Origin of the sequence: Sphingomonas sp. IW22 (assembly GCF_041321155.1) — a bacterium.
In the GTDB taxonomy this organism is placed as follows: Bacteria; Pseudomonadota; Alphaproteobacteria; order Sphingomonadales; family Sphingomonadaceae; genus Sphingomonas.
This window is the reverse complement of the sequence record NZ_JBGGWB010000001.1, coordinates 1,802,007-1,828,105: the sequence shown is the minus strand read 5'-3', so window position 1 is coordinate 1,828,105 and position 26,099 is coordinate 1,802,007. Positions and strand designations below refer to the sequence as shown.

The 26,099-nt window shown below is 63.2% G+C and carries 20 protein-coding genes; 12 read left to right on the top strand and 8 right to left on the bottom strand.

The window, feature by feature from the left end; genetic code table 11:
• Positions 1-121: 121 nt before the first annotated feature.
• The 3 genes from ACAX61_RS09025 to ACAX61_RS09015 form a co-directional block, all read right to left on the bottom strand.
• Positions 122-1,132 carry an SDR family oxidoreductase gene (locus tag ACAX61_RS09025; RefSeq protein ID WP_370714425.1) on the bottom strand — a complete coding sequence of 337 codons (1,011 nt, stop codon included), beginning with the start codon at positions 1,130-1,132 and terminating at the stop codon, positions 122-124.
• Positions 1,133-1,475: 343 nt separating this feature from the next.
• Complete coding sequence (locus ACAX61_RS09020; protein WP_370714424.1) at positions 1,476-2,762, bottom strand: cation:proton antiporter; 1,287 nt, start codon at positions 2,760-2,762, stop codon at positions 1,476-1,478.
• 237 nt (positions 2,763-2,999) lie between these two features.
• On the bottom strand, positions 3,000-3,275 hold the full coding sequence (locus ACAX61_RS09015; RefSeq protein WP_370714423.1) for an HU family DNA-binding protein: 276 nt from the start codon (positions 3,273-3,275) through the stop codon (positions 3,000-3,002).
• Between the two features lie 328 nt (positions 3,276-3,603).
• Here ACAX61_RS09015 and ACAX61_RS09010 point away from each other — a divergent pair, with 328 nt between their 5' ends.
• The 5 genes from ACAX61_RS09010 (at position 3,604) to ACAX61_RS08990 (ending at position 11,592) form a co-directional block, all read left to right on the top strand.
• The gene (locus ACAX61_RS09010; RefSeq protein ID WP_370714422.1) at positions 3,604-4,674 is read left to right on the top strand and encodes a phosphatidylinositol-specific phospholipase C1-like protein; all 1,071 of its coding nucleotides are present in this window, start codon (positions 3,604-3,606) and stop codon (positions 4,672-4,674) included.
• A gap of 299 nt (positions 4,675-4,973) precedes the next feature.
• Positions 4,974-7,733, top strand: a complete 2,760-nt coding sequence (locus ACAX61_RS09005; protein WP_370714421.1) for a TonB-dependent receptor — start codon at positions 4,974-4,976, stop codon at positions 7,731-7,733.
• A gap of 96 nt (positions 7,734-7,829) precedes the next feature.
• On the top strand, positions 7,830-9,236 hold the full coding sequence (gene phoA / locus ACAX61_RS09000; protein WP_370714420.1) for an alkaline phosphatase: 1,407 nt from the start codon (positions 7,830-7,832) through the stop codon (positions 9,234-9,236).
• 56 nt (positions 9,237-9,292) lie between these two features.
• Complete coding sequence (locus ACAX61_RS08995; RefSeq protein ID WP_370714419.1) at positions 9,293-9,709, top strand: secondary thiamine-phosphate synthase enzyme YjbQ; 417 nt, start codon at positions 9,293-9,295, stop codon at positions 9,707-9,709.
• A gap of 101 nt (positions 9,710-9,810) precedes the next feature.
• Entirely contained in the window at positions 9,811-11,592 is a 1,782-nt protein-coding gene (locus tag ACAX61_RS08990) for a YbhB/YbcL family Raf kinase inhibitor-like protein (RefSeq protein ID WP_370714418.1), read from the top strand.
• Positions 11,593-11,858: 266 nt separating this feature from the next.
• Here the strand turns inward: ACAX61_RS08990 and ACAX61_RS08985 are convergent, their stop codons facing one another.
• Positions 11,859-12,149 carry a UvrB/UvrC motif-containing protein gene (locus tag ACAX61_RS08985; protein WP_370714957.1) on the bottom strand — a complete coding sequence of 97 codons (291 nt, stop codon included), beginning with the start codon at positions 12,147-12,149 and terminating at the stop codon, positions 11,859-11,861.
• 256 nt (positions 12,150-12,405) lie between these two features.
• Between ACAX61_RS08985 and ACAX61_RS08980 the strand changes: the two genes are divergently transcribed.
• Entirely contained in the window at positions 12,406-13,098 is a 693-nt protein-coding gene (locus tag ACAX61_RS08980; RefSeq protein WP_370714417.1) for a phosphatase PAP2 family protein, read from the top strand.
• On the opposite strand, the gene ACAX61_RS08975 is transcribed toward ACAX61_RS08980, so the two are convergent.
• Entirely contained in the window at positions 13,050-13,961 is a 912-nt protein-coding gene (locus ACAX61_RS08975) for a diacylglycerol/lipid kinase family protein (RefSeq protein WP_370714416.1), read from the bottom strand. The two genes, ACAX61_RS08980 and ACAX61_RS08975, sit on opposite strands and share 49 nt — an antisense overlap.
• Positions 13,962-14,357: 396 nt before the next feature.
• Between ACAX61_RS08975 and asd the strand changes: the two genes are divergently transcribed.
• From asd to ACAX61_RS08945, 6 genes are all read left to right on the top strand, one after another.
• Positions 14,358-15,209, top strand: a complete 852-nt coding sequence (gene asd, locus ACAX61_RS08970) for an archaetidylserine decarboxylase (protein WP_370714415.1) — start codon at positions 14,358-14,360, stop codon at positions 15,207-15,209.
• Between the two features lie 404 nt (positions 15,210-15,613).
• Positions 15,614-17,839, top strand: a complete 2,226-nt coding sequence (locus tag ACAX61_RS08965) for a hypothetical protein (protein WP_370714414.1) — start codon at positions 15,614-15,616, stop codon at positions 17,837-17,839.
• Positions 17,840-17,841: 2 nt separating this feature from the next.
• Positions 17,842-18,582, top strand: a complete 741-nt coding sequence (locus tag ACAX61_RS08960) for an SDR family oxidoreductase (RefSeq protein ID WP_370714413.1) — start codon at positions 17,842-17,844, stop codon at positions 18,580-18,582.
• 35 nt (positions 18,583-18,617) lie between these two features.
• Positions 18,618-19,673, top strand: coding sequence for a zinc-dependent alcohol dehydrogenase (locus ACAX61_RS08955; protein WP_370714412.1), 1,056 nt, complete (start codon positions 18,618-18,620; stop codon positions 19,671-19,673).
• A gap of 24 nt (positions 19,674-19,697) precedes the next feature.
• Positions 19,698-20,702, top strand: coding sequence for a lactonase family protein (locus ACAX61_RS08950; protein WP_370714411.1), 1,005 nt, complete (start codon positions 19,698-19,700; stop codon positions 20,700-20,702).
• Positions 20,702-22,213, top strand: a complete 1,512-nt coding sequence (locus ACAX61_RS08945) for an MFS transporter (RefSeq protein ID WP_370714410.1) — start codon at positions 20,702-20,704, stop codon at positions 22,211-22,213. Before ACAX61_RS08950 ends, ACAX61_RS08945 begins: the two co-directional genes overlap by 1 nt.
• A 162-nt stretch (positions 22,214-22,375) precedes the next feature.
• On the opposite strand, the gene ACAX61_RS08940 is transcribed toward ACAX61_RS08945, so the two are convergent.
• From ACAX61_RS08940 to ACAX61_RS08930, 3 genes are all read right to left on the bottom strand, one after another.
• Positions 22,376-22,585 (bottom strand): DUF4287 domain-containing protein, encoded by a 210-nt coding sequence (locus ACAX61_RS08940; protein ID WP_370714409.1) that lies wholly within the window; start codon positions 22,583-22,585, stop codon positions 22,376-22,378.
• A 188-nt stretch (positions 22,586-22,773) separates the two neighbouring features.
• Entirely contained in the window at positions 22,774-24,273 is a 1,500-nt protein-coding gene (locus ACAX61_RS08935; protein ID WP_370714408.1) for a tryptophan halogenase family protein, read from the bottom strand.
• 17 nt (positions 24,274-24,290) lie between these two features.
• Entirely contained in the window at positions 24,291-26,072 is a 1,782-nt protein-coding gene (locus ACAX61_RS08930; protein ID WP_370714407.1) for an alpha-glucosidase, read from the bottom strand.
• Between the last annotated feature and the right edge of the window lie 27 nt (positions 26,073-26,099).

Below are 26,099 nucleotides of genomic sequence, written 5' to 3'. Positions count from 1 at the left end.
GCCCGGCCAATCATTTCGGCAGGGCAATGCAGCAGCGGTGGGCGGATTTCATTCCGCCAACACCCTCCGGCATCGCGATGAACTGTTCGCCCTTTTTACAAATGTTACCGCTCTGTTGGGTTCAGTCGGTGCCAGTGCCGCCTGACGCACCGAAGACCTGCCCACTGGAGTAACTCGTCTCGGCAGATGCGAGTGTGACGTACAGCGGCGCGATCTCCGCAGGCTGGCCGGGCCGACCGAGTGGCGTATCCGCGCCGAATTGGGTCAGCTTGTCCTGCGGCTGGCCACCGCTGGGCTGAAGCGGCGTCCAGAAGGGACCCGGGGCGACCGCATTGACGCGTATCCCCTTTGGGCCAAGCTGTTTCGCCAGGGATTTTGCGAACGCGACATTGGCAGCCTTTGTCTGCGCATAGTCGAATAGCGAAGCACCGGGATCATAGGCCTGCACCGATGCTGTGATGATAATCGCTGAACCTTCGCCCATGTGCGGCAGAGCCGCCTTGGTGATGCAGAACGGCGCATAGACATTGGTCTTGAACGTCGAATCGAACTGCTTCGATGTGACGTCCGCAAGTGCGTCGACCGATTTCTGTTCACCGGCATTGTTGACCAGGATGTCCAGGCCGCCGAGTTCGCTGACGGCCTTTTTCACCATCTCCTGACAAAAGGCTTCGGTCCGAATGTCGCCCGGTATCGCAACCGCCTTGCGCCCTTCGGCACGGATCAGCGCGATTACCTCACGCGCGTCGGGTTCTTCGACCGGGAGATAACCGATGGCGACATCCGCGCCCTCTCGGGCGTAGGCGATGGCAGCGGCCCTTCCGATACCACTGTCGCCGCCGGTGATCAGCGCCTTGCGACCAGCAAGTCGGCCGGAACCGCGATAGCTTTTCTCGCCATGATCGGGGCGCGGCGTCATCTCGCTTGCGAGACCGGGGGCCTCCTGTGGCTGACGCGGAAAGGGAGGCTTGGGATATTTGTTCACCGGGTTGCGCTTCGTCGCAGGCGCAGCGGTGGCTGTCGCTTGTCCCGACCCTGGTGCCGCTTGTGCGGCCGCAGTGCTTCCAGCCAGGCCGAGAGCCATCGCGCCCATTACTTGCCGACGTGATGCCGACGTGTCGTCTTTGTGCATATTGCGGTTCCCTGTCAGATCAGGTGCGTCAGCTCATACGGCGTTTCTCATGTCAGCTTGACGCATGGTCGCCTGTGCCGTGATAGAGTCGTCGTCGGTCACACACGTTGACAGCAAAGCGCCTGAGCGGTCCGGACGTTCCGTTCTGACACGCCCTTTTCCCACACGGGTTCGATCGTCCTGAAACCGCGCGGCGGAGCGTAGCGACATTGCTAACGCCATCAATCGGCGACCAATTCGTGACCTGGCAGGTGCGGCGGCGATCGGGCGGGCTCAGGCCAGGATCACCGGTTCAACCCGGCAGCTCCTGCGCAACCACAGGCTTGGGCGCAGGACATGGCCTTCATGGCCTATCCTTCGTGCCGAGCGCCAAAAGTCCCGTCCGCCAGGCCAGCACCCGCTCGACCGTGCCGCCCTGAACGATGACCGAAAACAGCACCACGATATATGTTGCCGCGAGCGCGACCGATCGCGCCGGGCCTTCCGGTAGGCCAAGCGCCAGCGCGATCGAGATGCCGCCGCGCAGGCCGCCCCAGATCAGCGTGATCGGGGCGAGTGCGCCAAGCGACAGGAACGGTCGCATGGCAGCGAGCGGCGCCACCACCGCAATCGAACGGGCAAGCAAAACCAGCGGGATTGCCGCGACACCCAGCACCATCAGCCGCAGATCGGAGGGGATGGTCACGACTTCCAGCCCGATCAGCAGGAACAGCACGGCGTTCAGGATCTCGTCGATCAGGGCCCAGAACTTGAGCAGATAATCGCGTGTCTTGTCGCTCATCGCGTTCGCGACGCCCGGATTGCCGATGATCAGCCCCGCGACCGCCATCGCCACCGGGCCACTGACGTGCAGCCGGCTCGCCAGGGCATAGCCGCCCATGACGACCGCGAGGCTGATCATGACCTCGACGTTATACTCGTCGATCGAGCGCATGGCGCGGTAGCCGAGCCATCCGATCGTCAGACCCAAAAGCACGCCGCCGCCAGCTTCGACGGCGAACAGGTGCGCCGCATGGGCCATCGAAAAGGGTTCGGCTCCAAGCGCAGCGGCAAGGATGATTGCGAACACCACCACGCCAACGCCGTCGTTGAACAGACTCTCGCCCGCGACGGTCGCTTCCAGGGTTGGAGAAACCTCGGCGCGCTTCAGGATGCTCATCACGGCGACCGGATCGGTCGGGCTGATCAGCGCGCCGAACACCAAGCACCACAGCAGCGGAACCGAGTAGCCGATAAGGCCGGACAACAGGTGAAAGCCGCCGCCGACAACGGCGGTCGAGATCAGCACGCCGACCGTGCTCAGTGCCAGGATCGGCCAACCCCCACGCCGCATCTCGATCCAGTTGACGTGAAGCGCACCGGCGAAGAGCAGAAAGGACAGCATCCCGTCCATTAGCGTCGTATGGAAGTCGATGCCTGAGATGAAGCCGACCACATCCTCGCCGATCGTGCTGGACGGCAACAGCCGGTCGATCCCGACGACAATCAGCGAGGCGACCGCCCCCATGATCGTCAGCCCGATTGCCTGCGGCAGATGCAGGAAGCGGTAGTTCAGATACCCCAGCACGGCGGCAAGTACGATGAGGATCGCGGCTGCATCAAACGGGGTGACGACGACGCCATGAACCACGGTATTTTCTCCCACAGGCGCGGCCGCCCGCAGGGGAAACAGCGCTGATTCATGCCGGTGCGGCGCAATTCCTCACGACTAAGTCATCGAAGCGATCAGTGGTCCCGGACAGTATTTTCAGTGCAGGCTTGTCGATCGAGTATCCGTGCTCGACCGCTATGGGTCTTCGCTCCTCAAGGCAATCGACGTCGTTCAGTCATCGCCGCCCCGCCCGCCATGCGGACGGGGCGGTTTATGTTAGGCGTTGAGCTTGTCCTTGACCGCCTTGGCGGGCGTGAAGCCGAGCTTCTTGGAGGCGGCGATCTGGATGGTCTCGCCGGTCGAAGGGTTGCGACCTTCGCGCGCCGGGCTGTCCTTGACCTTGAACTTGCCGAAGCCGCTAAGGGCGATCTCGTCGCCGCCGGCAGCGGCATCGACGATAGCGGCAAAGACGCCGTCGACGAGCTTGCGGGCGTCGGCCTTGCTGACGCCGTGGCTGTCGGCGATGCGGTCGGCGAGGTCGGAATTGTTCATGTCATGCTCTCATGTTGTGGAACGCCTTCCTTATCCGCAGGTGCGGGCCTTTTGCCATCCATCATGCTGCAAACGGCATCGGTTCAGTGCCCGAACCGGCGAAAACAGGCGAAAAAACGCCGCGGGAGGGCGGCCCGGACCCCGGATCGTTTGGTATTGCTCAGGCCCAGCCGGATAACGGGGGGCGTCATCGTGTTACGCCGAGCCGCCGGCCCGACGCGTATTCCGCGCTCGCGCACCCGCACCGTCACGCTATGGCAATAAACGGACGCCACCGGGCAGCAACCGGCCGTATCCACGCGATCGGCGTCACGAATTGGAACTGCACATGCTCAATCGCATGGCCCGCACATGGCTCACCGCCGCTATGGCGTTCGGCGCCGCGCCCGTCGCGGCTCAGGACGCACCCTTGCGGCTGAACGACATCGCAACGGTCGGGACGCACAACAGCTACAAGCTGCCCATGCCGCAAGCGACGATGGCGCGACTGCGGCGCAGCGATCCGGCCATGGCCGACGCGCTGGATTACGGTCACCGGCCGCTTGTGGAACAGTTGGACGCGGGTGCCCGCCAGCTTGAGATCGACGTAAATTATGATCCGGCGGGCGGCCATTATGCCGGCGACGCGCGCGATCCGCGCCTGCAAAGGCCCGGTTTCAAGGTGCTGCACATTGCCGGCATCGACAACTCGTCCAGCTGCGTGCTGCTGACAGAGTGTCTGGGAATCATCCGCCGATGGTCGGACGCCCATCCGCGCCATGTCCCGATCCTGTTGATGTTCAACGCCAAGCAGGATCGCAACGCCGCGCGCGGCGGGATCGACGCCCTGCCCTTCGATGCCGCGGCATATGACTCGCTCGACGCGGAGATCCGCAGCGTGATGTCGCCCGGCAACCTGGTGACGCCCGATGATGTGCAGGGCGACTACCCGACGCTGCGCGACGCGGTGCTGGCGAACAACTGGCCAACGCTGGCGGCATCGCGGGGCAAGTTTCTGTTCGCGCTGGACGAACCGCCCGAAAAGGTGGCGATCTATCGCGGCGCGCGCCGGTCGCTGGAAGGACGGGTGTTCTTCATCAATACCGACGAGTCGTCGCCTGCGGCGGCCTATCTGACGCTCAACGATCCGATCGGCGACGGCGCACGTATTGCGCGCGCGGTCGCAGCCGGTTTTCTGGTCCGCACCCGCGCCGATGCCGATACCCGTGAGGCGCGCGTTAACGACACCCGGCGTCGCGACGCCGCGCTTGCGGTGGGCGCGCAATATGTCTCGACCGATTATCTATGGCCCGACCCCCGTTTCCCCGGCGATTATCGCGTGGCGCTGCTCGATGGGCGGATTGCGCGCTGCAACCCGGTCCGCCGCCCTGCGGGCTGCGGCGAGCTTGAGGATCGGTGAAGGCCGCGGGGCACGGCGACCCTATTCCCAATCATTTTTATGAATGACACCTAAGATTCTTCGTTCCGCAAAGAACACGTAACATCCGTTCTTCACCGGCGTTGCGAGCCGGTCGGGCGAAACATCGTCGACCCGGCTTGGAGAGCCAGAGCGTCCGGATGCATGGCCGCCGGACGCAATCATCGCTGCATGCTCGCCAGGCGCGCCACCCGTGCGGACCCCCTGTGGTTCGGACGCCGCTGGCCTGTGTCTTCGGGTCTGCGGCGGCCGCCATTCATGTGCCCAAGGGGGGCAACTTCATGCGAAATCCATTCAACCGCGCGCATTCGATCCAATTGCTGATGGGAACGTCGCTGGCCGTGCTGGCCGCGACGCCCGCCATTGCTCAGGAAGCGCCAGTCGCGACCGCCACCAGCAATCCGGTCAGCGAGGACGCGACCGATCCGGACATCGTGGTTTCCGGCTATCGCCGCAGCCTGGACGAAGCGATCGAGCTGAAGCGCAACACGATCGGCTTTTCGGACTCGATCGTCGCCACGGACATCGCCGACTTTCCCGAACAGAATCTGTCGGAAGCGTTGCAGCGCATCCCCGGCGTCGCGATCGAGCGGAACCGGGGCCTGGGCACGCGCGTGAACGTGCGCGGCCTGCCGACGGAATTCACCTTCGTGTCGATCAACAAGCTGGCGACTGCATCGGGTTCGGGTGGCCGCGATGTCGAGTTCGACATCTTCGCGTCCGAACTCATTCAGTCGGTCACGGTGCAGAAGTCCCCGACCGCCGCCGATGAAGAAGGCGGCATTGCCGGTTCGGTCTATATCAAGACCGCGCGTCCGTTCGACAATCCCGGCCTTCGCCTGGTCGGCAGCGTCGAGGGCGCGTACAATTCGATCTCGGAAGAGATCGATCCGAACTTCTCGTTCCTCGCCAGCCAGACCTTTGGCGATTTCGGGGTGCTGGTGTCGGTCGCCAAGCAGCAGCGGACCAACCGGACAGACAGCAATTCGGGCATCAACTTCCGCCCGATTTCGCGCTGGACCGACCGCACGGGCGCGAACCGGAATCAGGCGATCGCCGTCCTTCAGCGCGATGCCGGGATCACCTTTACCGATGCCGACAAGAACCGCATCGTCTTCCTCGATAAGGTCGGTGACCGCGTTTATCAGAACGATCAGGACCGTCTGGGCCTGTCGGGTTCGGTCCAGTACAAGCCGAGCGACAATTTCAGCATCGCCTTCGACGCTTTCGTCGGCGCCTATGACGTGACCGAGGACGAATATGATGCGGCGGGCTATTCCGCGTCGAGCAATTCGACCATTGAAGTCATTCACGATTTCGACGCGACCACCTTGGCGAAGGACGGCATCATCGTTCTGCGCGACGTGTCGTACAAGAACACGCAGCATGAATTTCTGAGCAAGGAGTTCATCCGCGAAACCGATTATCGCCAGTTCGGCGGCGAGATGAACTGGACGAGCGATCGCTGGACGATCAACGCACTGGGCGGCTATTCCGGCGCGCGCAAGACGCTGGACAGCGCCAATCTGAAGCACGTCGCCTATGCCCCGTCGCGCACCCGCTATACGGAAAACGGGGGTGAGACGATCCCCAGCGACAATCCGCGCACGATCGACATGTACAATGCGCCCGGCGCCTATCTGTTCGAAGCGTATGAGACGCAGCGCGAACAGATAAAGGACGACAAATATGCGGCGCAGGCCGATGTCGGATATGATTTCGGCGAGACGTTCCTGCGCCAAATCCATATCGGCGCACGCTATACCAACAAGACGAACGAGCGCGAATATGGCGAGGAGCGTATTCAGGGGCCGACGCGCGGCAGCACCGACTATGTCAATCGCCGCACGCTGGCGGACAGCCCGCTGACCCCTGTCACCGAGATTACGGGCGGCAAGGATTATCAGGCGCGCGACCTGAACTGGTCGCAAATCTCGAACGAATATGCTCGCGACTTCTTCCGCCCCGCCGGCTTTGTCACGCCGTTCAGCGACGGCAATTACTACAAGGTCAGCGAGGAAACGATCGCGGGCTATGCGATGGCCGATTTCCGCTTCGACGTGCCGGTGCCGGTGTTCGTCAATCTGGGCGGCCGGTATCTGCGGACGACGATCCGGTCGGAAGGATTCTTCCAGATCCAGAACCCCGATGGCAGCACCGGTTATACCGATGAGCCGGTCGCCAGCACGGGTCGTTACGAGAAGTTCCTGCCCTCGTTCAACGCCCATGCCGAACTGACGGACAGCCTGTTCCTGCGCGCCGCGGCGTCGCAGACGCTGATCCGCCCGGCGCTGACCGACCTGGCGTACAAGCGCACCGCCAGCTTCAACGATTTCCGGTTCACCGACGGCAATCCGAACCTGAAGCCCACCGATGCCGATCAGTGGGAAATCGGCGCGGAGAAGTATTTCGGTCGGGGCGGCATCCTGGCGGCATCCTATTTCTGGAAGAAGATCAAGGGCGTCGTCCAGAACAGCCTGACCGGCACGGTGCCGAACGTGACCAAGTACAATGCGAACGGCACGATCGACGGCGTTTATGAATTCGATGTCTATCAGCCGGTCAATGCCGAGGGCGCGTACGACGTCAGCGGCGTCGAGCTGAATGCGGTCATCCCGTTCGGCATGTTCGCCGAATGGGCGGACGGGTTCGGCGTGAACGCCAATGTGACGTTTCTCGACAGTTCGCTGACGGGCCAGTCGGACCTGGGCGTCGACACTTCGCCGATCGGGCTGGCGGATACCGTCTATAACGCGACGGTGTTCTACGATCGGGGTCCGGTGTCCGTGCGCGTGTCGTACAACCGCAAGGGTGCGTATGTGGAGCGGATCGAACGCAACATGTATCCGGTCTATCGCGACGCCTATGGCCAGTTCGACTTTGCCGCCAGCTATCAGATGACGCGCAATTTCCGGGTCGAGTTGCAGGGCATCAATGTCGGCAATGCCATGACGACGGGGTACACGATGGATCCGTCCTTCCCCGTCCTGTACGAATCGTCGGGCAGCCGTATCAGCCTGGGCGTGCGCGCCCAGTTCTGACCCGATCGGCGGGCCGGTGCGAAGGTGCCGGCCCGCATTCCTTACCCGCGTGCCGGGCGTTTCCCGTGCGCGCTGATCCCCGCTGGAGTTCCCCCCATGATCGCTCGCCTGGCCCTTGTCACCCTGATTGCCACCACGGCATATCCTGCCGTCGCACAGGATGCGGAACCGGACCTTTCGCGCGCCGCGCGCGGCAACCTGCGCGAACCGGGCGGGGCACGCCGACTGCCGGGCGACATGCGCGATCTCTATGCGCGGTTGAGCAAGGACGGTGAAGTTCGCAACGTCATCCTGCTGATCGGCGACGGCATGGGTGATTCCGAAATCACGGTCGCGCGCAATTATGCGGAGGGCGCGGGGGGCTATTTCAAGGGCATCGACGCGCTGCCGTTCACCGGTCAGTACACCCACTATTCGCTCGACCGCGAAACCGGCAAACCGAACTATGTCACCGACAGTGCCGCCTCCGCCACGGCATGGGCGTCGGGCGTGAAAAGCTATAATGGCGCGATCGGGGTCGATATTCAGGGGCGGGCCCACGCGACCCTGCTTGAGCGGGCCAAGGCGATGGGCTTGGCGACCGGCAATGTCTCGACCGCCGAAATCCAAGATGCCACACCCGGCGCGCAGCTTGCCCATGTCGCCTATCGCAGCTGCTATACGCCGACGAAGACGCTCCAGACCTGCCCGGAAAATGCGCTGGAAAATGGCGGTGCGGGCTCGATCACCGAACAGCTTCTGAATACGCGCGCCGATCTGGTGCTGGGCGGCGGCGCGGCCAGCTTTGCCGCCACGGCGACTGCGGGCAAGTGGAAGGGCCGGACGCTGGCCCAACAGGCACAGGCGCGCGGCTATCGCATCGTCCGCACCGCCGCTGAACTGGACGCGGTGCGCGAAGCCAATGACCGGCAGCCGCTGATCGGCATCTTTTCAGAGGGGCACATGCCGGTCCGCTGGACGGGGCCAAAGGCGAGCCATCACGGCAATATCGACCAGCCGCCGATCACCTGCGCCGACAATGCCCAGCGCACCGCCAGCGTGCCCACACTGGCCAGCATGACGACCAAGGCCATCGACCTGCTCAAGGGCAATCCGAAGGGATTTTTCCTTCAGGTCGAAGGCGCGTCGATCGACAAGCAGGATCATGCCGCCAATCCGTGCGGCCAGATCGGCGAAACCGTCGATCTGGACGAGGCGGTTCAGGTCGCGCTGGCCTTTGCGCGCGCCGATGGTCACACGCTGGTGATCGTCACCGCCGACCATGCCCATACCAGCCAGATCGTCGGCAACGGCACGCGCGCGCCGGGCCTTACGGCAACGCTAAAAACGCGCGAAGGCGGGCTGCTAACCGTCAATTATGGAACGGCGGAAGAAGGATCGCAGGGGCATACCGGCACGCAATTGCGGATCGCTGCCTATGGCCCGCGCGCCGTGAATGTCAGCGGCCTCCTCGATCAAACCGATCTGCACTATATCATCCGCGACGCGCTTGGCCTGAAATGACATCGGCCATGGGCGCCCCGGGCCGCGTGAGCGGTCGATAGCGGCAAGGAGACGGAATGCGGCAAGCGTTGGACATGCTGACCATCGAAACGCGTGGGCAAGGTCTGGTCGAGATTACCGATGACATTGTCGCGTGGCAGCGCGGGCAAGGCATTGAATCCGGGCTGCTCACCATCTTTTGCCGGCACACATCGGCATCGCTGTTGATCCAGGAAAATGCCGCACCCGCCGTCCGCAGCGACATCGAGGCCTATTTCGCGCGCATCGCCCCGGAAAGCGACGAGTATGCCCATGACGACGAGGGGCCGGACGACATGCCCGCCCATCTGCGCACGGCGCTGACCCAAGTCCAGCTATCCATCCCGGTCATGCGCGGGCAACTGGTGTTGGGTACGTGGCAGGGCATCTATCTTTTCGAACATCGCCGCCGTCCGCATCGCCGCCAGCTTGCGCTTCACCTGATCGGCGATTGAACATCCTTTCGCCGGAAAAGAGGTCATCAGTTTTAGTTCGTCGATGACGGACCCGGAGCATCGCATTGTGCATTTGATCCCGTGAACAACGGGGTAACACGATGAAGGCCGCCCTCCTCACCGCAACATTGCTCCTGATCGCCGCCCCTGTTGCCGGGCAAAGCAGCCCGGAGGACAACGACAAACGCGCGGTAGAGGCCTATTTCAACGAGTTGACACCGCTTAAGCCCGGTCCCGATTTCGCCGCTTCGCTCAAATTGCCACGCGGCTACCGCGCCGCCGTCTGGGCAAGCGACCTTGGCAATGCGCGGGTCATGGCGGTGGCGCCCGATGGCTCGATCTATGTCAGTCGCCGCTCGGAAGCCGATATCATCCGGCTTGTCGACGCGAACCGCGACGGGCGCGCCGACGGTCCGCCGACCGTGATTGTCAATCGCCCGGGCCTCCACGGCCTCGCGATCCACGACGGCAGACTCTATTTCATGACCGCGCGTGAAGTGTTCAGCGCGCCGCTTCGTCCCGATGGCGGCATCGGAGAGATTGAAACGCTGATCGACGATCTGCCCGATGCCGGCCAGCACCCGAACCGGACGCTCGCGGTCGGGCCGGACCGGATGCTTTATATCAGCGTCGGCTCGACCTGTAACGCCTGCGACGAAACGAGCCAGGAGAGCGCGACGCTGATCCGCGCCAGCCTTGATGGCAAGACGCGGCGTATCTGGGCGTCGGGGTTACGCAACACGATCGGCTTCGGCTGGCATCCGCGTACCGGCGAACTGTGGGGCTGGGACCAGGGGATCGACTGGCTGGGCAATGACCTTCAGCGCGAAGAGCTCAACAAGATCGAGCGCGGCAAGCGATACGGTTGGCCGTATGTCTTTGAAAAGGGTGAGCGCAATCCGCAAGACGAGCCGCCCGGCGGGCTGGTCGCGGCGCAATGGGCAGCGGCGTCGACCAATCCCGTCCTGATGCACGTCGCGCATTCCGCAGGGATGCAGATGGCCTTCCATCCAGGCGGCGGCTTTGCGCCGGACGCGGCAGGCGACGCCTTCATCGCACTGCGCGGCAGCTGGAACCGCAAGCCCGCCTCAGGCTACGAACTGGCGCGCATCCGCTTCGACGCGGACGGCCAGGCGACGCGCATCGAGCCGTTCGTCAGCGGTTTCATGAGCGCGGACGGCACCGGCCACTACGGCCGGCCGTGCGGCGTAGCGGTAATGCGCGACGGGTCGATCCTGCTGTCGGACGACGCCAACGGCGTCATCTATCGCATCACCTATGACGGCGCGACCGGCCAAGCGGCACCGCCGGCACCGCCAGCGGCGCCAATGCTGGAACAAGCTGCGCGTGGGAACAACGTACCGCTCGCACTGACCCGGCCGGAAGCACGCGCATCCGGCACCGCGCGGATCGACGTCCGCGCCGCCGGCTTTGCGGCAGGCGGCCCGATGCCGCGCGATCATAGCGAATACGGGCTCGGCATTTCGCCCGCAATCGGCTGGACGGCGGTACCCGGTGCCGCTTCCTACGCGATCCTTGTCGAGGACCCTGACGGGTCCGCCAAGCCCGTCGTCCACTGGGTCGCCTGGAACGTGCCTGCCAGCACGCTTGCCCTGCCCGGCGGACTGCAGGAGCGGGACCGACTAAGCGGTGGGCCGCTCGAAGGAATCATGCAGGGCGCATCGGGGCGCGGCACTGTCGGCTGGTACGGCCCCCGCCCACCCAAGGGCGACAAACCGCATCGCTACCATTTTCAGGTGCTGGCCCTTGATCAGGCGCTGAATCTGCCGCTCGGCGCGACGCGCGACCAAGTGCTGACCGCTGCGGCGGGGCACGTTCTGGCAACGGGGGAACTGGTCGGCACCTATCGCGAGCCGAAATGACCGGCAAAGCGTCGATCGAAGCGCGATTGTGCGCGGCCCTGCGGTGGAACGCGATGAGCGCCGTCGCTGGCCTAAGTTCGATTGGGCTAAGACCGCGCAGCACGAGCGGATCATTCGCCGCGGCAACCTCGCCGCAATACTGGCCCGCGCGAGTGGCCCTTGGAACGTGCGCTGCATGTGTCCGCGCGCTAATTCGCTGGGGCGCACCGTCGCGCCCGGTGATCGAGACACCAGACGGGCAAGTGTCGTCTCGCGCGCCCTTGTCGTCACGACTTGCGATGGCGGCCGCGCTTTGAACGGCCGGCTGTCATCGGATCAGGCTTGGGTGGCGCGCGCCATCCGGCAGGCGGCGTGACCTTTTGCTGACTGGTTCCCAGGCCCATTGCGCCGGGCGCCTGGCGCCTCAATCCCTCAAAGCTCGCCTCTTCAGCCTCAACGGCCGTCGCGCCGCCACGCATCGCGTTGATCATGTCGCGGCATCGGCCCGCCTCCTCGAAATCAAGAGCGGCAGCGGCTTCGTCCATCCGTTGTTGCAAAATCTCGATCGTCACTGGCATTCGAAGTGAACGCATGACGTCGCTTCCCGGTCCGAATGCCCCAGCTGAACGAGGCCCGTGCTGGCGCGACTGCACATGCCGCGTCAGCCACCATGAGCGTTCCGCCGGACTTCCCCGACGCGTTGGCCGAGCGGAGCATCCCTCTTTATAAGCGGCATACCAGATTATACCTGTTAGACGACCATCGTACCGCCAAGCCCAAGTCAGGAGCCTTGAATTGATTGCAGCCGGCATCGACGGGACCTGGGCGCGTCGCTTGGATACGCGCATCCTGGTCACGCTACTGATCGTCGTCGTCGCGCTTGCGGGATTTGCCTACGTTGCTTCCGAGGTTGTCGAGGGCAATCCACTGGCGATCGATCGCTGGTTACTACTCCAGCTGCGAAGCGTTGCAGATCCGGGCACGTCGATTGGGCCACGCTGGTTCTCCCGCGCAATGCTCGACTTCACCGCCCTGGGCGGGGGAACCGTGCTGACATTGGTCACGGTTTTCGTGAGCGGTTATCTGGTGGCGCGACGCAAGCTTGCGTTGGCGATATTCGTCGCGTCTTCAATCGCTTTGGGTAGCTTGCTCAATGCGCTGCTAAAAATCGCATTCGCACGCGCGCGACCCGATATCGTGCCGCATCTGGTGGAGGTCAGCTCGGCAAGCTTTCCCAGCGGCCATGCGATGAATTCGGCGATGGTTTATCTGACTGGCGCGGCGCTACTCGCGAGTGCCGAGCCGAGCAGGCGGGTCCGCACCTTCCTGATCACCGCTGCGCTGGTGCTGACGCTGTTGATCGGGTTCTCGCGGATATTCCTTGGCGTCCATTTCCCCACCGACGTGCTGGCGGGTTGGTCGGTCGGGATCGCCTGGGCCGTCGCGGCGTCATGGGTAGCCGCGATATTGCAGCGCCGTCACACCATCGAAGGCGCCGAGGGTACCACGACTTCGATCGCGCGCTGAGCGACGCGCACCGTCACCGGCGTGCGGGCAAGGCACTCGCCATCGATTGAGATCTTCTGGGCCGGGCGGGTGCGCAGCTTCAACTCGCGACCGCGAAACTCGACCGTGTTGGCGCTGCGCGACTTCAGCCTGAAAAACTTGGCATACCAGTCGAAGGCAAGCCGCATCACGCTGCGCCCCGTCACCGCCTGGATGACGATGTCCCCGCTGTCGACATCGGTGGTTTCGATCAGCTCGACCCCGCCGTGAAAGCGGCCGTTGAAAATCCGGACCTCGCTTGCCCAGGTCCGGTGTTCGCCATGTTCGTCCTCGACGGTCAGGCGGAACGGGCGAAAGCGCAGCAGGCACCGAAGCGCCCAGCCAAGATATCCCACCCGCCCCAGATAGCGCTTTAGTTTGTGCGGCACCGTGTCGCCGATGATCGGCGACAGCCCCAGCGCGGCAGCGTTTACGAAATAATCGTCCTCGATCATGCCCAGGTCGATGCGACGCAGCCGGCCCGACACGATCGCATCGATCGCGCCGTCGAGATCGAGAGGCAGGCCCAGCGTTCGGGCAAAGCTGTTCGCTGTGCCCAGCGGCAATACCGCGAAAACGCAGTCCGTGTTGGCAAGGTAATCGACAAGCCGCGACAGAGAACCGTCGCCACCGCCGATGATCACCATCGGCGCGCCGCTTTGCACGGCGTCCCGGACTGTTTCGTCCAGCTTCGACGGATCTCGAACGGCGTGCGCGGCCGTCAGTGTAACGCCCGCCGCTTCCAGCTTTTGCTTCGCCTGACGGTAGAGCGCCTCGCCCTTTCGCGAATGCGCGTTGACGACCAGCGCCGCAGTTCGGGGGACAGGACGGCTCAACGACTGCATCCCGATTTTACTTGCACCGGCACTGTTTCCTTCTGGCAGCGATCTGCCGCTTCCCATCCTAGACCAGCAACTCGCGTTCAGCCATCGCCATGTAACCGGATGCTCATTCACGATGCCCCGACGCTGCTGACCAGTTGCTGAAGCGCATGGCGATCACTGATGATCCCCACGGCCCCGTTTTATCCCTTCGGTCGTTTAAGGGGCGGTCGGCTCGGCGTTTGATATGCATCGGATAAGCCGGGGCGGCCGCATTTCCGTCAGCCGCCCTGCAATGGTTTGAACATGGCGGCTTGGTCACAAGCGCATTAACGCGCCTCGTCTTCAAACCCGCTTCGCGACGGTCGACTTGCCGGTTCATGGCCCTACAAGGATCGTGCCGACGTTTTTGAGGTTCTGATGTCCGATCGCCTGAAGGTCCTGCTCCAGTACATGCTGCCCAAGCAGCGCCTGACGACGTTTGCCGGTCGCATCGCCGCAGCGGAGGGGGGCGCGATGACAACGCGGCTGATCCGCTGGTTCGTTGGCAAATACGCCGTCGACATGACCGAAGCCGCAGATGCGGACATCCGCAGCTACAAGAGCTTCAACGATTTCTTCAGCCGTCCACTCAAAGCCGGCTTGCGCCCGGTCGCGGCCGCCGATTTCGTCTGTCCTGTCGACGGCGCGATCAGCCAGTTCGGCTGCATCGATGACCATCACATGCTACAAGCAAAGGGGCATCGGTTCACCACAACCCAGCTGGTCGGCGGCGACGCCGCGCTGGCCGCTCAATTTCGCCATGGCCGCTTCGCCAACCTGTATCTGTCGCCCAAGGATTACCACCGCCTCCACATGCCCTGTGACGGCAAGCTCACGCGCATGATCTACGTGCCGGGAAAGCTCTTCTCGGTGAACCCTGTCACCGCGCGCGGCGTACCGAACCTGTTCGCGCGCAACGAGCGCGTGGTTTGCATCTTCGAATCAGTGGAGCATGGCCCGTTCGTCATGGTGCTGGTCGGCGCGACCATTGTGGGGAGCATGGCGACCGTGTGGCACGGCGTGGTCAATCCAAAGCGCACCAACAAGCCGTCCGAATGGACCTATACCGAGAGGGACATCGTGCTGAAGAAGGGCGAAGAGATGGGCCGCTTCCTTCTCGGCTCGACGATCGTGATGCTTTTCAGGCAGGGGGCCATCGCGTTCAACGAAGACTGGGCACCCGAACGCAAGGTGCGATTGGCCGAACGCATGGGTGATCGCGTCGCCTGACCTTTTCCGGCGCTCAATAAATGCTGCGAAAGGCCCAAGGGTCCCCGGAGCCAGCCCTCGAGAAGCGTTGACGGCCGACGCTATCACGCACGCCTTCTAGGAAGGACTGTGCGGTCACATTGGCATGTCAACCGTCAGCAGGAACGATTTCGATCTGGCGCTCCCCATCGAGGATGGTCTCCTTTTTCGGCGGCCTACGGCGCTGGCCTTGGTGTGGGAATCACAAATCGGTTGATGGCGCCGGTCGCAGGGCAATTCATTGCGTAACCCACGGGAACGAAAGCGTTCGAGCCGCGGTTGTCAGGGACGCACGTTTGAAGATCACATATTGAGGATCGAACGCATCCGCGAAGCCGACCGTTTCGGGAATTCGCCATCAACATCAGACAGGTTCAGGGATCGATATGGCCACGACGAACCTAGAGCTGCCCACGTGCAAAGCCAGCCCACACGCCCTGGCGCTTCGGGGTATCGGCGAACGGAGCGCCGACGCCCCGATCGCAGCGTTCCCGCTCGGCGAACTCGACGTCGAGATTCGCCCCGCGACCGACTCCCTGTGGTTACTCATTCGTCGGCAAGGCCGGGGCGGCGTGGCGCTTCGGGCGGCATATCTCGTCGGTGCGTTCACCTGCAAGGCCGTGAAGGCGGAGCCGGGTGAAATCGCGCGCCTCGAAGTCACCAGCAGCCTTGGCCTGCACGTCATCGCCGTGCGCGCGGGCCCACATGCGCTGGAAAATGTGCGGGTTACAGTACGCCTGACGCCCGAAGTATCGACGTCGATTCCGTTCATGCCGCGCGATCTTTACCCCCTTGATGCGAACGACGATCCCCTGGGTGCGGGCGGCAGCATCGAAGTAGGGCAGCGCGGGCTGAACGTGGCGGTCGCCTATCTTCATATAGAGGAGCCCAGCTTCGGCGATGTGCTATACGTTCAGAACCTGACCGCGCTGAACGATTATTACCGGGCCACCGGGACCAAGCCCGATGCGGTGGTGGGCGGGACATGGCCCGAACTGGGTTACATGATCCCCACTCCGGAAGACGACACACCGGCCTGCGAAAGCGCGCTGGAGGCCGGCGTGGAGGTCACGCTGTCCGACGCGATCCTCGTCTTCCGGCACCAGGCGCCGCTGCACGAAAGGGATTCCGCGCGCAGATTCCTGCAGATGCTCGGCATCGCTTACGCGACGATCGAGCGACCCAAGGTTGAGTTTCGGGACTGGGTAAAGCGCGCCGAATGGACGCTGCGTGATCTCGACAACGCGCCCGAGGCGACGATCGCGCATTACGGTCATCGCTACGTCCACCCGTACACCAACGCCGAATATCCCGACATCATGGTGCAGATGTCGATCGTCACGGCCATTCACGACTGGGGCAAATGGTGCGGCTCGCCCCATCCGTTAGAGGCAGAATTCAAAGCCGGTCTGGAGAAGTTCTTCGACCCCGAGCTTCAGTCGCTCCGCCGCTATCTGCCCAATGTCGGTGATGACAAGGACGCGGACGCGGTCGATAGCTGGTACCTCTACCACCCAATGCTGAACCTCGGCATACTCGCGCTCGACGGTGACGAGGATGCGAAAGTGCTGCTGCTCAAGTCGATCGACTTCGGCATCAGGGCCGCGCAGCATTTCAAGTACAAATGGCCGATCCAGTACAAGGTGACGGACTTCACCGTCATCACCGACACCGCGGAGGCTGACGACCGCGGTCAGACCGATGTCGGCGGCATCTATGCCTGGGTGATGTTGCAGGCATTCGAGCTGACCGACGACAAGCGTTTCCTGGATGAGGCCCGCAACGCGATCGACACGGCCATGGGTCTGCGCTTCAAGGTCAATTATCAGGCCAATCTCACCGCATGGGGTGCCGCGGCCTGCATGCGGTTGTGGCGGATCACCAACCAGGCCGTCTATCTCGAACAAAGCTACGTGTATCTGGCGAGCTTCTTTCACAATTGCGTGGTCTGGGAAAGCGATCTGGACCACGCGGCGCATTACAGCACGTTCATGGGCGTCTCGTGCCTTCAGGATGCGCCGTACATGGCGATCTATGAATGCTTCGACTCATTTGTGGCGTTCGAGCGCTATTTGCGTGACAGCGGGCCTGATATCGAACCGGCCGCCCGGATGCTGATCTCGGAATTCTGCCGATACGCGCTTCATCGCGGCTGGTATTATTATCCCGATGCGCTTCCAGCGGACGCGCTGGCTTCCGATCAACGGGAAAGCAACGGTCATATCGATCGCAAGCTGTCGTTTCCGGTCGAGGATCTCTACCCGGGCGGCGAGCAGGCGGGACAGGTGGGCCAGGAGGTTTATGGCGCCGGCGCTGCCTTCATCTTTGCCACCCGCGCCTTCCACCCGATCGAGGGCGCACCCTTCCAGTTATATTGCGATCACTTCATCCGCTCGACGGAGCGCACCGGCGACCGCTCCCTGACGATCATTTTGGATGGCGGCGAACGATGCACTGCAGATTTGAGCATCGTGCGATCGAAGCGGCGCAAGCTTGGCAAGGTTACAATCAGCACGGCCGATGGAGATATCCTGCGGCCCCACAACGCCTCGGCTGATCGCATCGACTATCGCGTGCCGGCAAGCGGCCGCCTTTATTTGCGTTGGGAATAATCATGCACGAGCAAACGACACTGAAGGACAAGCGCATCCTTGTCACCGGCGGGACGACTGGCATCGGGCTGGCCACCGTTGCGCTGCTTGCTCAAAAGGGCGCACGGGTGCTGACTTTCGGCCGCCATCAGGCGGGACTAGATGATGCGTTGGCTTCGGCGGACTCAGCGTCTGGCACCGTCGAAGGGCTGATCGCAGATGCCTCGACAAAAGAGGGCATCGACGCCGTGTTCGCCGAGATGGATGAGAAGTTCGGCGGCATCGACATGCTTGTCTCCTGCGCCGCGATCGGCGCTCAGCCGATCCACGAGATGGAGGACGACGACTGGCGCTACGTGATCGAGACCAATCTGATCGGCACGCTGGCGGCGGCGCGCGGAGCGATCCTGCGGATGGACGCCCAAGGCGGCGGACATCTGCTGTTCGTCGGATCGATCAGCACCGAGATCAAGGCCGACGGCGAAAGCGTCTATGCCGCGACCAAGGCCGGCATTCAGGCATTCGCCGAGACGCTTCGCAAGGAAGTCGCGGCCAAGAACATCAAGGTCAGCGTGATCCAGCCCGGATCGGTATCCACGCCGATGCAGGAGTGCAGCGACGACCAGAAGGAGCAGGCGATCGCTGAACATCGGATGCTCTATGCCGACGAGATCGCCGATGCGATCCGGTTCACGCTGACCCGATCGGAACGGGCGGACGTGGTCAATCTGCGGATCGAACCGCGAGTGCAGAAGACCAGTTAAGCGCAAACCAGCACCGACACCAAAGGACCAAGCCAATGAAGGCCGCACTGAAAACAGCCGACGGCAGGTTCGATGTCACCGAAGTCGAACGGCCGATCATCCCTGCGGGCAATTTCGTCCTTGCTCGGGTACGCGTCGCGGGCATCTGCGGCACCGATCTTCGCCACTGGAAAAAGGCCGAACCTGAGCTCGAATGCCATATCGTCGGCCATGAACTCGCCGGCGAGGTCGTCGAGGTGGGCGCCGACGTCGTCGATCTGAAGCCCGGCGACCGCGTCGTCATCGAAACGGTGATGGGCGACGATGTCTGCGAATATTGCGCGATCCAGCGCTACAATATCTGCGAGCATCTTTACGATGTCCGCACCAACTTCGTGTCCCGCGCCTATGGCGAGTTCGTCTGCGGCCCGGAGAAGAAGTTCTACAAGCTGCCTGATCATGTCAGCTTCGAGGAAGCGGCGCTCATCGACACCTTCTCTGTGTGCCTGCACGCGCATCACCGCGCTGGCGTGAGCGTCAATCAGAAGGTTGCCATCATCGGTGCGGGGCCGATCGGCCTGGGACAACTGCAACTCGCAAAGCTGGGCGGTGCCGATGTCATAATCGTGGATCGGGTGGCGAGTTCGCTGGAATTGGCGAAGAAACTCGGCGCTGATGACATCGTCGACAGCAACGCGGACGATACCGTTGCACGCGTCATGGCGTTCACAGGCGGCCGGGGAGTCGACGTCTGCTTCGAATGCGCGGGCGGGGAATCGATGCCGCAGACGCTGCCATTGGCGACCAGGCTGGTACGTCGCGGCGGGAAAGTCGTGGTAGTCGGCGGCTTTGACGCAGGCGAAACCGCAATCCCGCTGGAATGGCAGCGCATCCAGATGGCGGAAATCGAGATTATCATGAGCGCCAGTTTCGCGTTCCACGATATCTACCCCGAGCAGGGCACCGTTCTCGAACTGCTGGCGAACGGCAAGCTCGACGCGGCGAGCCTGATCACCCATCGTTTCGACCTCGACCACATCAACGATGCTTTCGAAGCCGCCGATGCGAAGGAAGAGACAGGAGCGGTATTCGTCGCGATCAGGATTTCGTGAGCGTCATGCTCCACGTCGGCACCAATGCCGGCAATGGTGGCGCCGGGCTTCATCCGCTCTGTTTTTCCGCAGACGCGGGTTGGGAAGTGCGCGATGCCTGTCCGGACATACGCAACGCATCCTTCGCAACCTACTCTTCGCGGCACGCCCTTTATTATATCGTCGATGAGCAGAAGGACGGCGCCGTTGGCGCCTACCGCGCAACCGCGGCAGGCTGGCAGCAGATCGAACGCGTGCCGACGGGGGGGGGCGGAGCCGTGCTACGTCGCGCTGAACGCCGCGCAGGACCGCCTTGCGGTCGCCAATTATGGCAGCGGCAGCATAGCGGTGTACCGTCTCGATGACGCCAGCGGCGTTCCGCGCGATGCTCCTGAAGTGCTGCGGCGGCATTCGGGCAGCGGCCCCGTCGCGGACCGACAGGACGGCCCCCATGCACATTGCGTGTGTTTCAGCCCGGATCAGCGATGGTTGTACCATGTCGATCTCGGCGCGGATGCGGTCTTCGCCTACCCGTTCGATGCCGAGACCGGTGCCGTAGGCGACCCGTGCGTTGCCTACGCTGCACCTGCCGGATCCGGGCCGCGCCATCTCACCTTTCACCCAACCCTGCCGGTCGCTGTCCTGGCGAGCGAACTTGCCAGCACGCTGACGCTCCTGCGCATCGACGATGGCGCACTGGTCGCCACCCAAACCGTCTCCACACTGCCTGTCGACTTTGCCGGCCAGAACATAGCGGGGCACCTCTGTATCAACCGAGCCGGCGATCGCGTCTATGTCACCAACCGCGGGCATGACAGCATCGCGGTGTTCGCCCTGGTAATGAACGGCTCGATGAGCCTGCTGCAACATGTTCCGAGCGGCGGCGCATCGCCTCGCGCATTCGTGCTGCTGGAGGACCAGCGGCAGCTGGTGCTCGTCAATGAGGAGGCCGGCAACGTGGCTGTCTTCTCAATCCTCTCCAATGGTACGCTGGCGCCACACCATCAGGTTCTCCCGGTGCCCGGCGCCGTCTTCGTGTTCGTACGCTAGTGGCGACGCTCGCGCCGCAAGCGCACGTCAGCGCCGAAGATCGCGATCGGGGGCTGCGCTTGCTGGTCGTGGAAGCGGCCTTCTCCGGCGGTGGGGCTGCGTTGACAACAGGTGTGATCCTGACCGCCTTCGCGCTCCATCTCGGCGCATCCAACATCATGATCGGCATCCTTGCCAGCGCCCCTTTCCTGGCGCAGCTGCTGCAACTGCCGGCCATCCTGCTCGTCGAGCGTGTGCGCCAGCGCAAGCGCATCGCCGTACTGAGCAGCATCGTCGGCCGTATGATGCTGGGGGTGATGGCCGTCACCGCCTTCTTCACTGGTACGACAGCAGTGCTGATTTTTCTTGCCGCCCAGTTTACCCAGTGCGGGCTTGGCGCAATCGGCACCTGCGCATGGAATGCCTGGCTGCGAGATCTGGCGCCCGAGAACCGGCTCGGTCAGATCTTCGCTCAGCGCGCCGTCTGGCTTACCCTAATCAACCTCGCGCTTGGCCTTGCGGCAGCACTCGCACTGGACCTCACGCCCGAACGGTCGCCGACACGCGATCTCGTCTTTGCGGCGATGTTTGCCATCGGCTGTATCACCGGGCTCATCAGTGCGCGTATCGTTACCGCAATGCCCGAGCCGCTGATGCCCCCGTCCGGAGGCCCGGTCCCGCTTCGCGAATTGCTCCGCCTGCCCCTGCGGGACAGCAACTTTCGCCGGTTGCTCGGCTTTGTCGGCAGCTGGCAGTTTGCGGTCAATCTGGCGACACCATTCTTCACCGTCTTCATCGTCCGCCAGCTGCAGTTCAACGTCAGCTTTGTCATGGTGCTGAGCGTCGTCAGCCAGATAGCCAATATCCTGGCCCTGCGCTCCTGGGGGGTGATGAGCGATCGCTTCGCCAACAAGTCGGTGCTCGCCGTTTGCGCGCCGGTCTACATCCTGTCGATTGTCGCGATGATCGGCGCTTCCCAGATCGGGGATCGGGATTTGGTCAAGCTGTGGCTGATCGTGCTCCACCTGTTCATGGGCGCGTCTGTTGCCGGGGTGACTCTCACGTCGACGAACATTGCGCTGAAGTTGTCGCCCCGGGGAAGCGCTACCTCCTATCTGGCGGCCAGCGCGACCGTGACCGCTGTTGCCGCGGGGCTGGCGCCGATCATCGGCGGGCTGCTGGCCGACTTTTTCTCGGCGCGTAAATTCGAACTGCTGCTGCGCTGGTCGAACCCGCAGGGGACGTTCAGCGTACCGATCGTGCTGACGAACTGGGACTTTTACTTCGTGCTGGCGGGGCTGATCGGCATCTATGCGATGCACCGATTGTCGCTTGTGCAGGAGCAGGGCGAGATCGAGCCGCGCGAACTGATCAGCGCGATGTTCAACGAAACCCGACGCGGGATGCGCAATATCTCAAGCGTCGCCGGACTGCGCGCTACGACGATTGTCCCCGTATCACTGCTGCGTGACGCCCGGGTACGGCTGCGCTGGAATCGCGCGCGCGACACGCGGGAGAATGCTGGACGCTAGAAAACGCAAGATCTTACGCGCAGTGATCCCACGCTCAGAACGCAAAAGCGGCCCGATCAGCTCGCATTCCTTGTCCGATAAGTGCCCGCGACCCGTGGCTCCTCAAGGAACGGCCTTGAATCAGGAACGGGACAGTTTCGAAATCCCGGACAGCAACAATACTCAGTCGCTGCTCTCTGCAAGGGTATGGGCAACAATCGCATTGGCGTGGCCATGCCCCATTCCATGCTGCTCCTTCAGCATGGCAACGAGTTCCATGTGCTTGGCAGGCATTGCCGCACGAACCAGTTCCTTCCAGTCGGAAACGGGACGGCCATATTTCTTCTCAATGGAAGGAAAATAGGATGCGGGACCTTTGACGTCTTCGGCCATAGCCTGCCGACGATCCTCAAATTCCCTCCTTTTGTCAACACGGCCCAGGGTCAGCACCTATCGATGAGGGCGTCGCGATCTGATTGCCGCTCAACCGTCTTCTTTTCCGCCGCGGCACTTGCTGCCACCGAAATTTTCTTAACGCGGCGGCAATGCGGCAAGCGCGATGTGGCGGCCGCCGGCGCGGCTCAACGCATCGCGCTCCCGGCGGCGATCGTGGCATCATGATCGGCGTACCGAGCGACTTCACGACGATAGAGCGTGTTCAGCGTCACGAGATACTCGCTGAGTTCTTCGGCCGAGATCGTATCGGCCAGCGGGTGCCAGCTGTGCGGTATGACGCCCTGCCCGATCAGCACCTGTATCCACCCCGCTTCGGTGAACAATTCCTCATGCTCGCGCACGATGACGGCACTGTCCCGCCACAGCGCGATGCGTTCGGCCAGGCTGTCGGGCAACCCCGCCGCACGCCGATCGACCCAGAAGGGCTCGCTGCGCTCGTTCGCCCAATAATGCAGGATCAGGAAATCGCGGATCCGCGCCATTTCAAAATCGAGTTGGCGGTTATATTCCCGGCGTAGCGCCGCGCTGTCGCCGCCCGCGCGGGGGAAAAGCTGCAACAGGCGCGAAATTGCGGTCTGGATCAGATGGATGCTGGTCGATTCCAGCGGCTCCAGAAATCCCGACGACAGGCCCATTGCCACGACATTGTGGCACCAGCCGCGTTCGCGCATGCCCGTGACAAATCGCAGGCGGCGCGGCGGCGCGGATGGCGAGCCACCAATCAGGTCGACCAGCATCGCCTCCGCCGCGTCGTCGTCCAGATAATCGCTGCAATAGACCAGGCCGTTGCCTGTGCGGTGCTGCAAGGGAATGCGCCACTGCCAGCCCGCTTCATGCGCAGTCGCCCGCGTATAGGGCGGCAGTGGCGGCATGGCCGCGCTGGGGGCGGCAACGGCCCGGTCGCAGGGCAGCCAGCGCCGCCAGTCCCGATAGCCGACGCCCAGCGCATCGCCGATCAGCAACGCGCGAAAGCCGGTGCAATCGACAAAGAAATCGCCCTCGATCCGCCGGTCGCCCTCGAGCAACAGCGCGCGCACCTCACCGCTTTCGCCATCACGTTCGACTGACAGGATGCGTCCCTCATGCCGGACCACGCCGCCCGTCTCCGCCCGGCGGCGCAGAAAGGCAGCGTATAGCGCGGCATCGAAGTGAAACGCATAGGGCAGCGGCGGAATCGCCTTGGCGGTCAGCGCGGCGCCGCGATGCATCCGCCCCGCATCGGCCGCCACGGCATTCAGGCAGTAATCGCCCAGTTCGCCCGCCAGCTCCAGCGACCGGGCGCGCAGCCACAGATGCTGAAAGCCGGTCAGCCCGACATCGCGACCGACATTGCCAAAGGCGTGCAGATAAACCTCACCCGGCTTACGCCAGCCGTCGAACTGGATACCCAGTTTGAAGCTACCCCCGCAGGCGCGCATGAACTCGTCCTCATCAATGCCAAGCGCGGCGTTGAACAGACGCAGCTGCGGGATTGTCGCCTCTCCCACCCCCACGGTGCCGACCGCTTCGGATTCGATCAGGCAGACCGCATGATCGGGGCCAAGGAAACGACGCAGCGCTGCCGCCGCCATCCAGCCGGCGCTGCCGCCGCCGGCGATCACGATACGCGTGCGTCCCTGCGCCATCCCCCTGCCCCTCCGCCTCAATAGCGATAAACTGTCGCCTGCCACGGGCCGAGCGTCACTCGGCGCGCACCCGGTGCCGCAGTGGGTCCGCCGCCATTGTCGATCAAGGGCGCCTGTACCGCGATGCCGTCGGGCAGCGCATAATCCACCGGCTGGTCGCTGAAGTTGATCAGCACCACCGCGCGCGCATCACCGTCGGTGCGGGTAAAGGCATAGACGCTGGCGTGGCCGGGATCGATGTCCCGATACGCTCCGTCCACCAGCACCGGCACCTGTTTACGCAGCGCGATCAGGCGCCGGTAATAGGACAGCACCGATCCCGGCTTTGCCTGCTGGCTTTGCGCGTTGATCCGGTCATGGTTCGGATTGATCGCCAGCCAGGGCTTGCCGGTGGTAAAGCCTGCGCCCTCGCCTGCGGTCCATTGCATCGGCGTACGGGTGTGGTCGCGGCTGGTCCGGTTGAGCGTGGCCAGCATGTCGGCAGCACTCACCTGACCCCCGCCGACCTTTTCGCGCCACAGGTTGCGGGCTGAAATATCGTCGAACTGGTCGATCGACGTGAAGGGGAAATTGGTCATGCCCAGCTCATCCCCTTGATAGATGAACGGGGTGCCGCGCTGCATCAGCGACATGGTGGCCAGCGCCTTGGCCGACAATTCGCGCCACTTCGGGCTGTCATTGCCGAAATGCGACACCGCGCGCGGCTTGTCGTGATTGGCAAGGAAGGTTGCGGTCCAGCCCTTGTCACCCAGCGCGGTATAAAGCCGGTCGTAATCGGCCTTCAACTCCGGCAGCGTCCACGGCTTCCACCGCCAGCCATCGCGATCGACGTTGGACGCGTCGAAATGGAAGATCATGTTCAATTCACGTCGTTCGGGTGCAGTGAACAGATGATCTTCATCGTCCGCGATGCCGATTGCCTCACCCACGGTCATGGTGTCGTATTTGCTCAACACCTTGTCGTTCATCTCACGCAGATATTCGTGCGTGCGCGGACCATGAGCATAGGGCTTGGCCGGATCAGCGAGTTGTTCGGCACTAAGATCGGGGAAGGTCTGGTCCTTGGAGATCAAGGGGATCACGTCCATGCGGAAACCGGACACGCCCTTGTCCAGCCAGAAGCGCATGATGTCGTACACGCCCTCGCGAACCTGCGGATTATCCCAGTTGAGGTCGGGCTGCTGGCGCGCAAAATAATGAAGGTAATAATCGCCGCCCGGCGTCGCACGGCTCCATGCCGACCCACCGAAGAAGCTGGGATAGTTATTGGGCGGCGACCCGTCCGCCTTGCCCGGCCGCCAGATGTAATAGTCGCGATATTTTGCGTCCGGGCCGGTTTTTGCATTTTCGAACCAGGCATGCTGGTCGCTGCTGTGATTGACCACCAGGTCGATGATCAGGCGAATGCCGCGCTTTCGCATCTCCGCCAGCATCCGGTCGAAATCGGCCATGGTTCCGAATTCACTCATCACCTTGCGGTAATCGCGGATGTCATAGCCGTTATCGACATTGGGGCTGTCGAAATGCGGGCTGAGCCAGACGACGTCCACGCCCAGATCCTTAAGATAATCGAGATGCTGGGTAATGCCGTTCAGGTCGCCCACGCCGTTGCCGTCGGAATCGGCGAAGGAGCGCGGATAAATCTGGTAAACCACGCCGGTCTTCCACCACGGCACTTCCGCCGCCGCGGCATCGCCCGCCGGTTCGGCGGCGACGGAGGTCGCCTCACCCCTTGCCAGTGCAGGCGCACTCAGCGCCAACGCGCTTGCAAGGGTCAGCGAGGCGCGAAAAAACGACATGCGGCTACTCCTGTGCATTCGGATGCG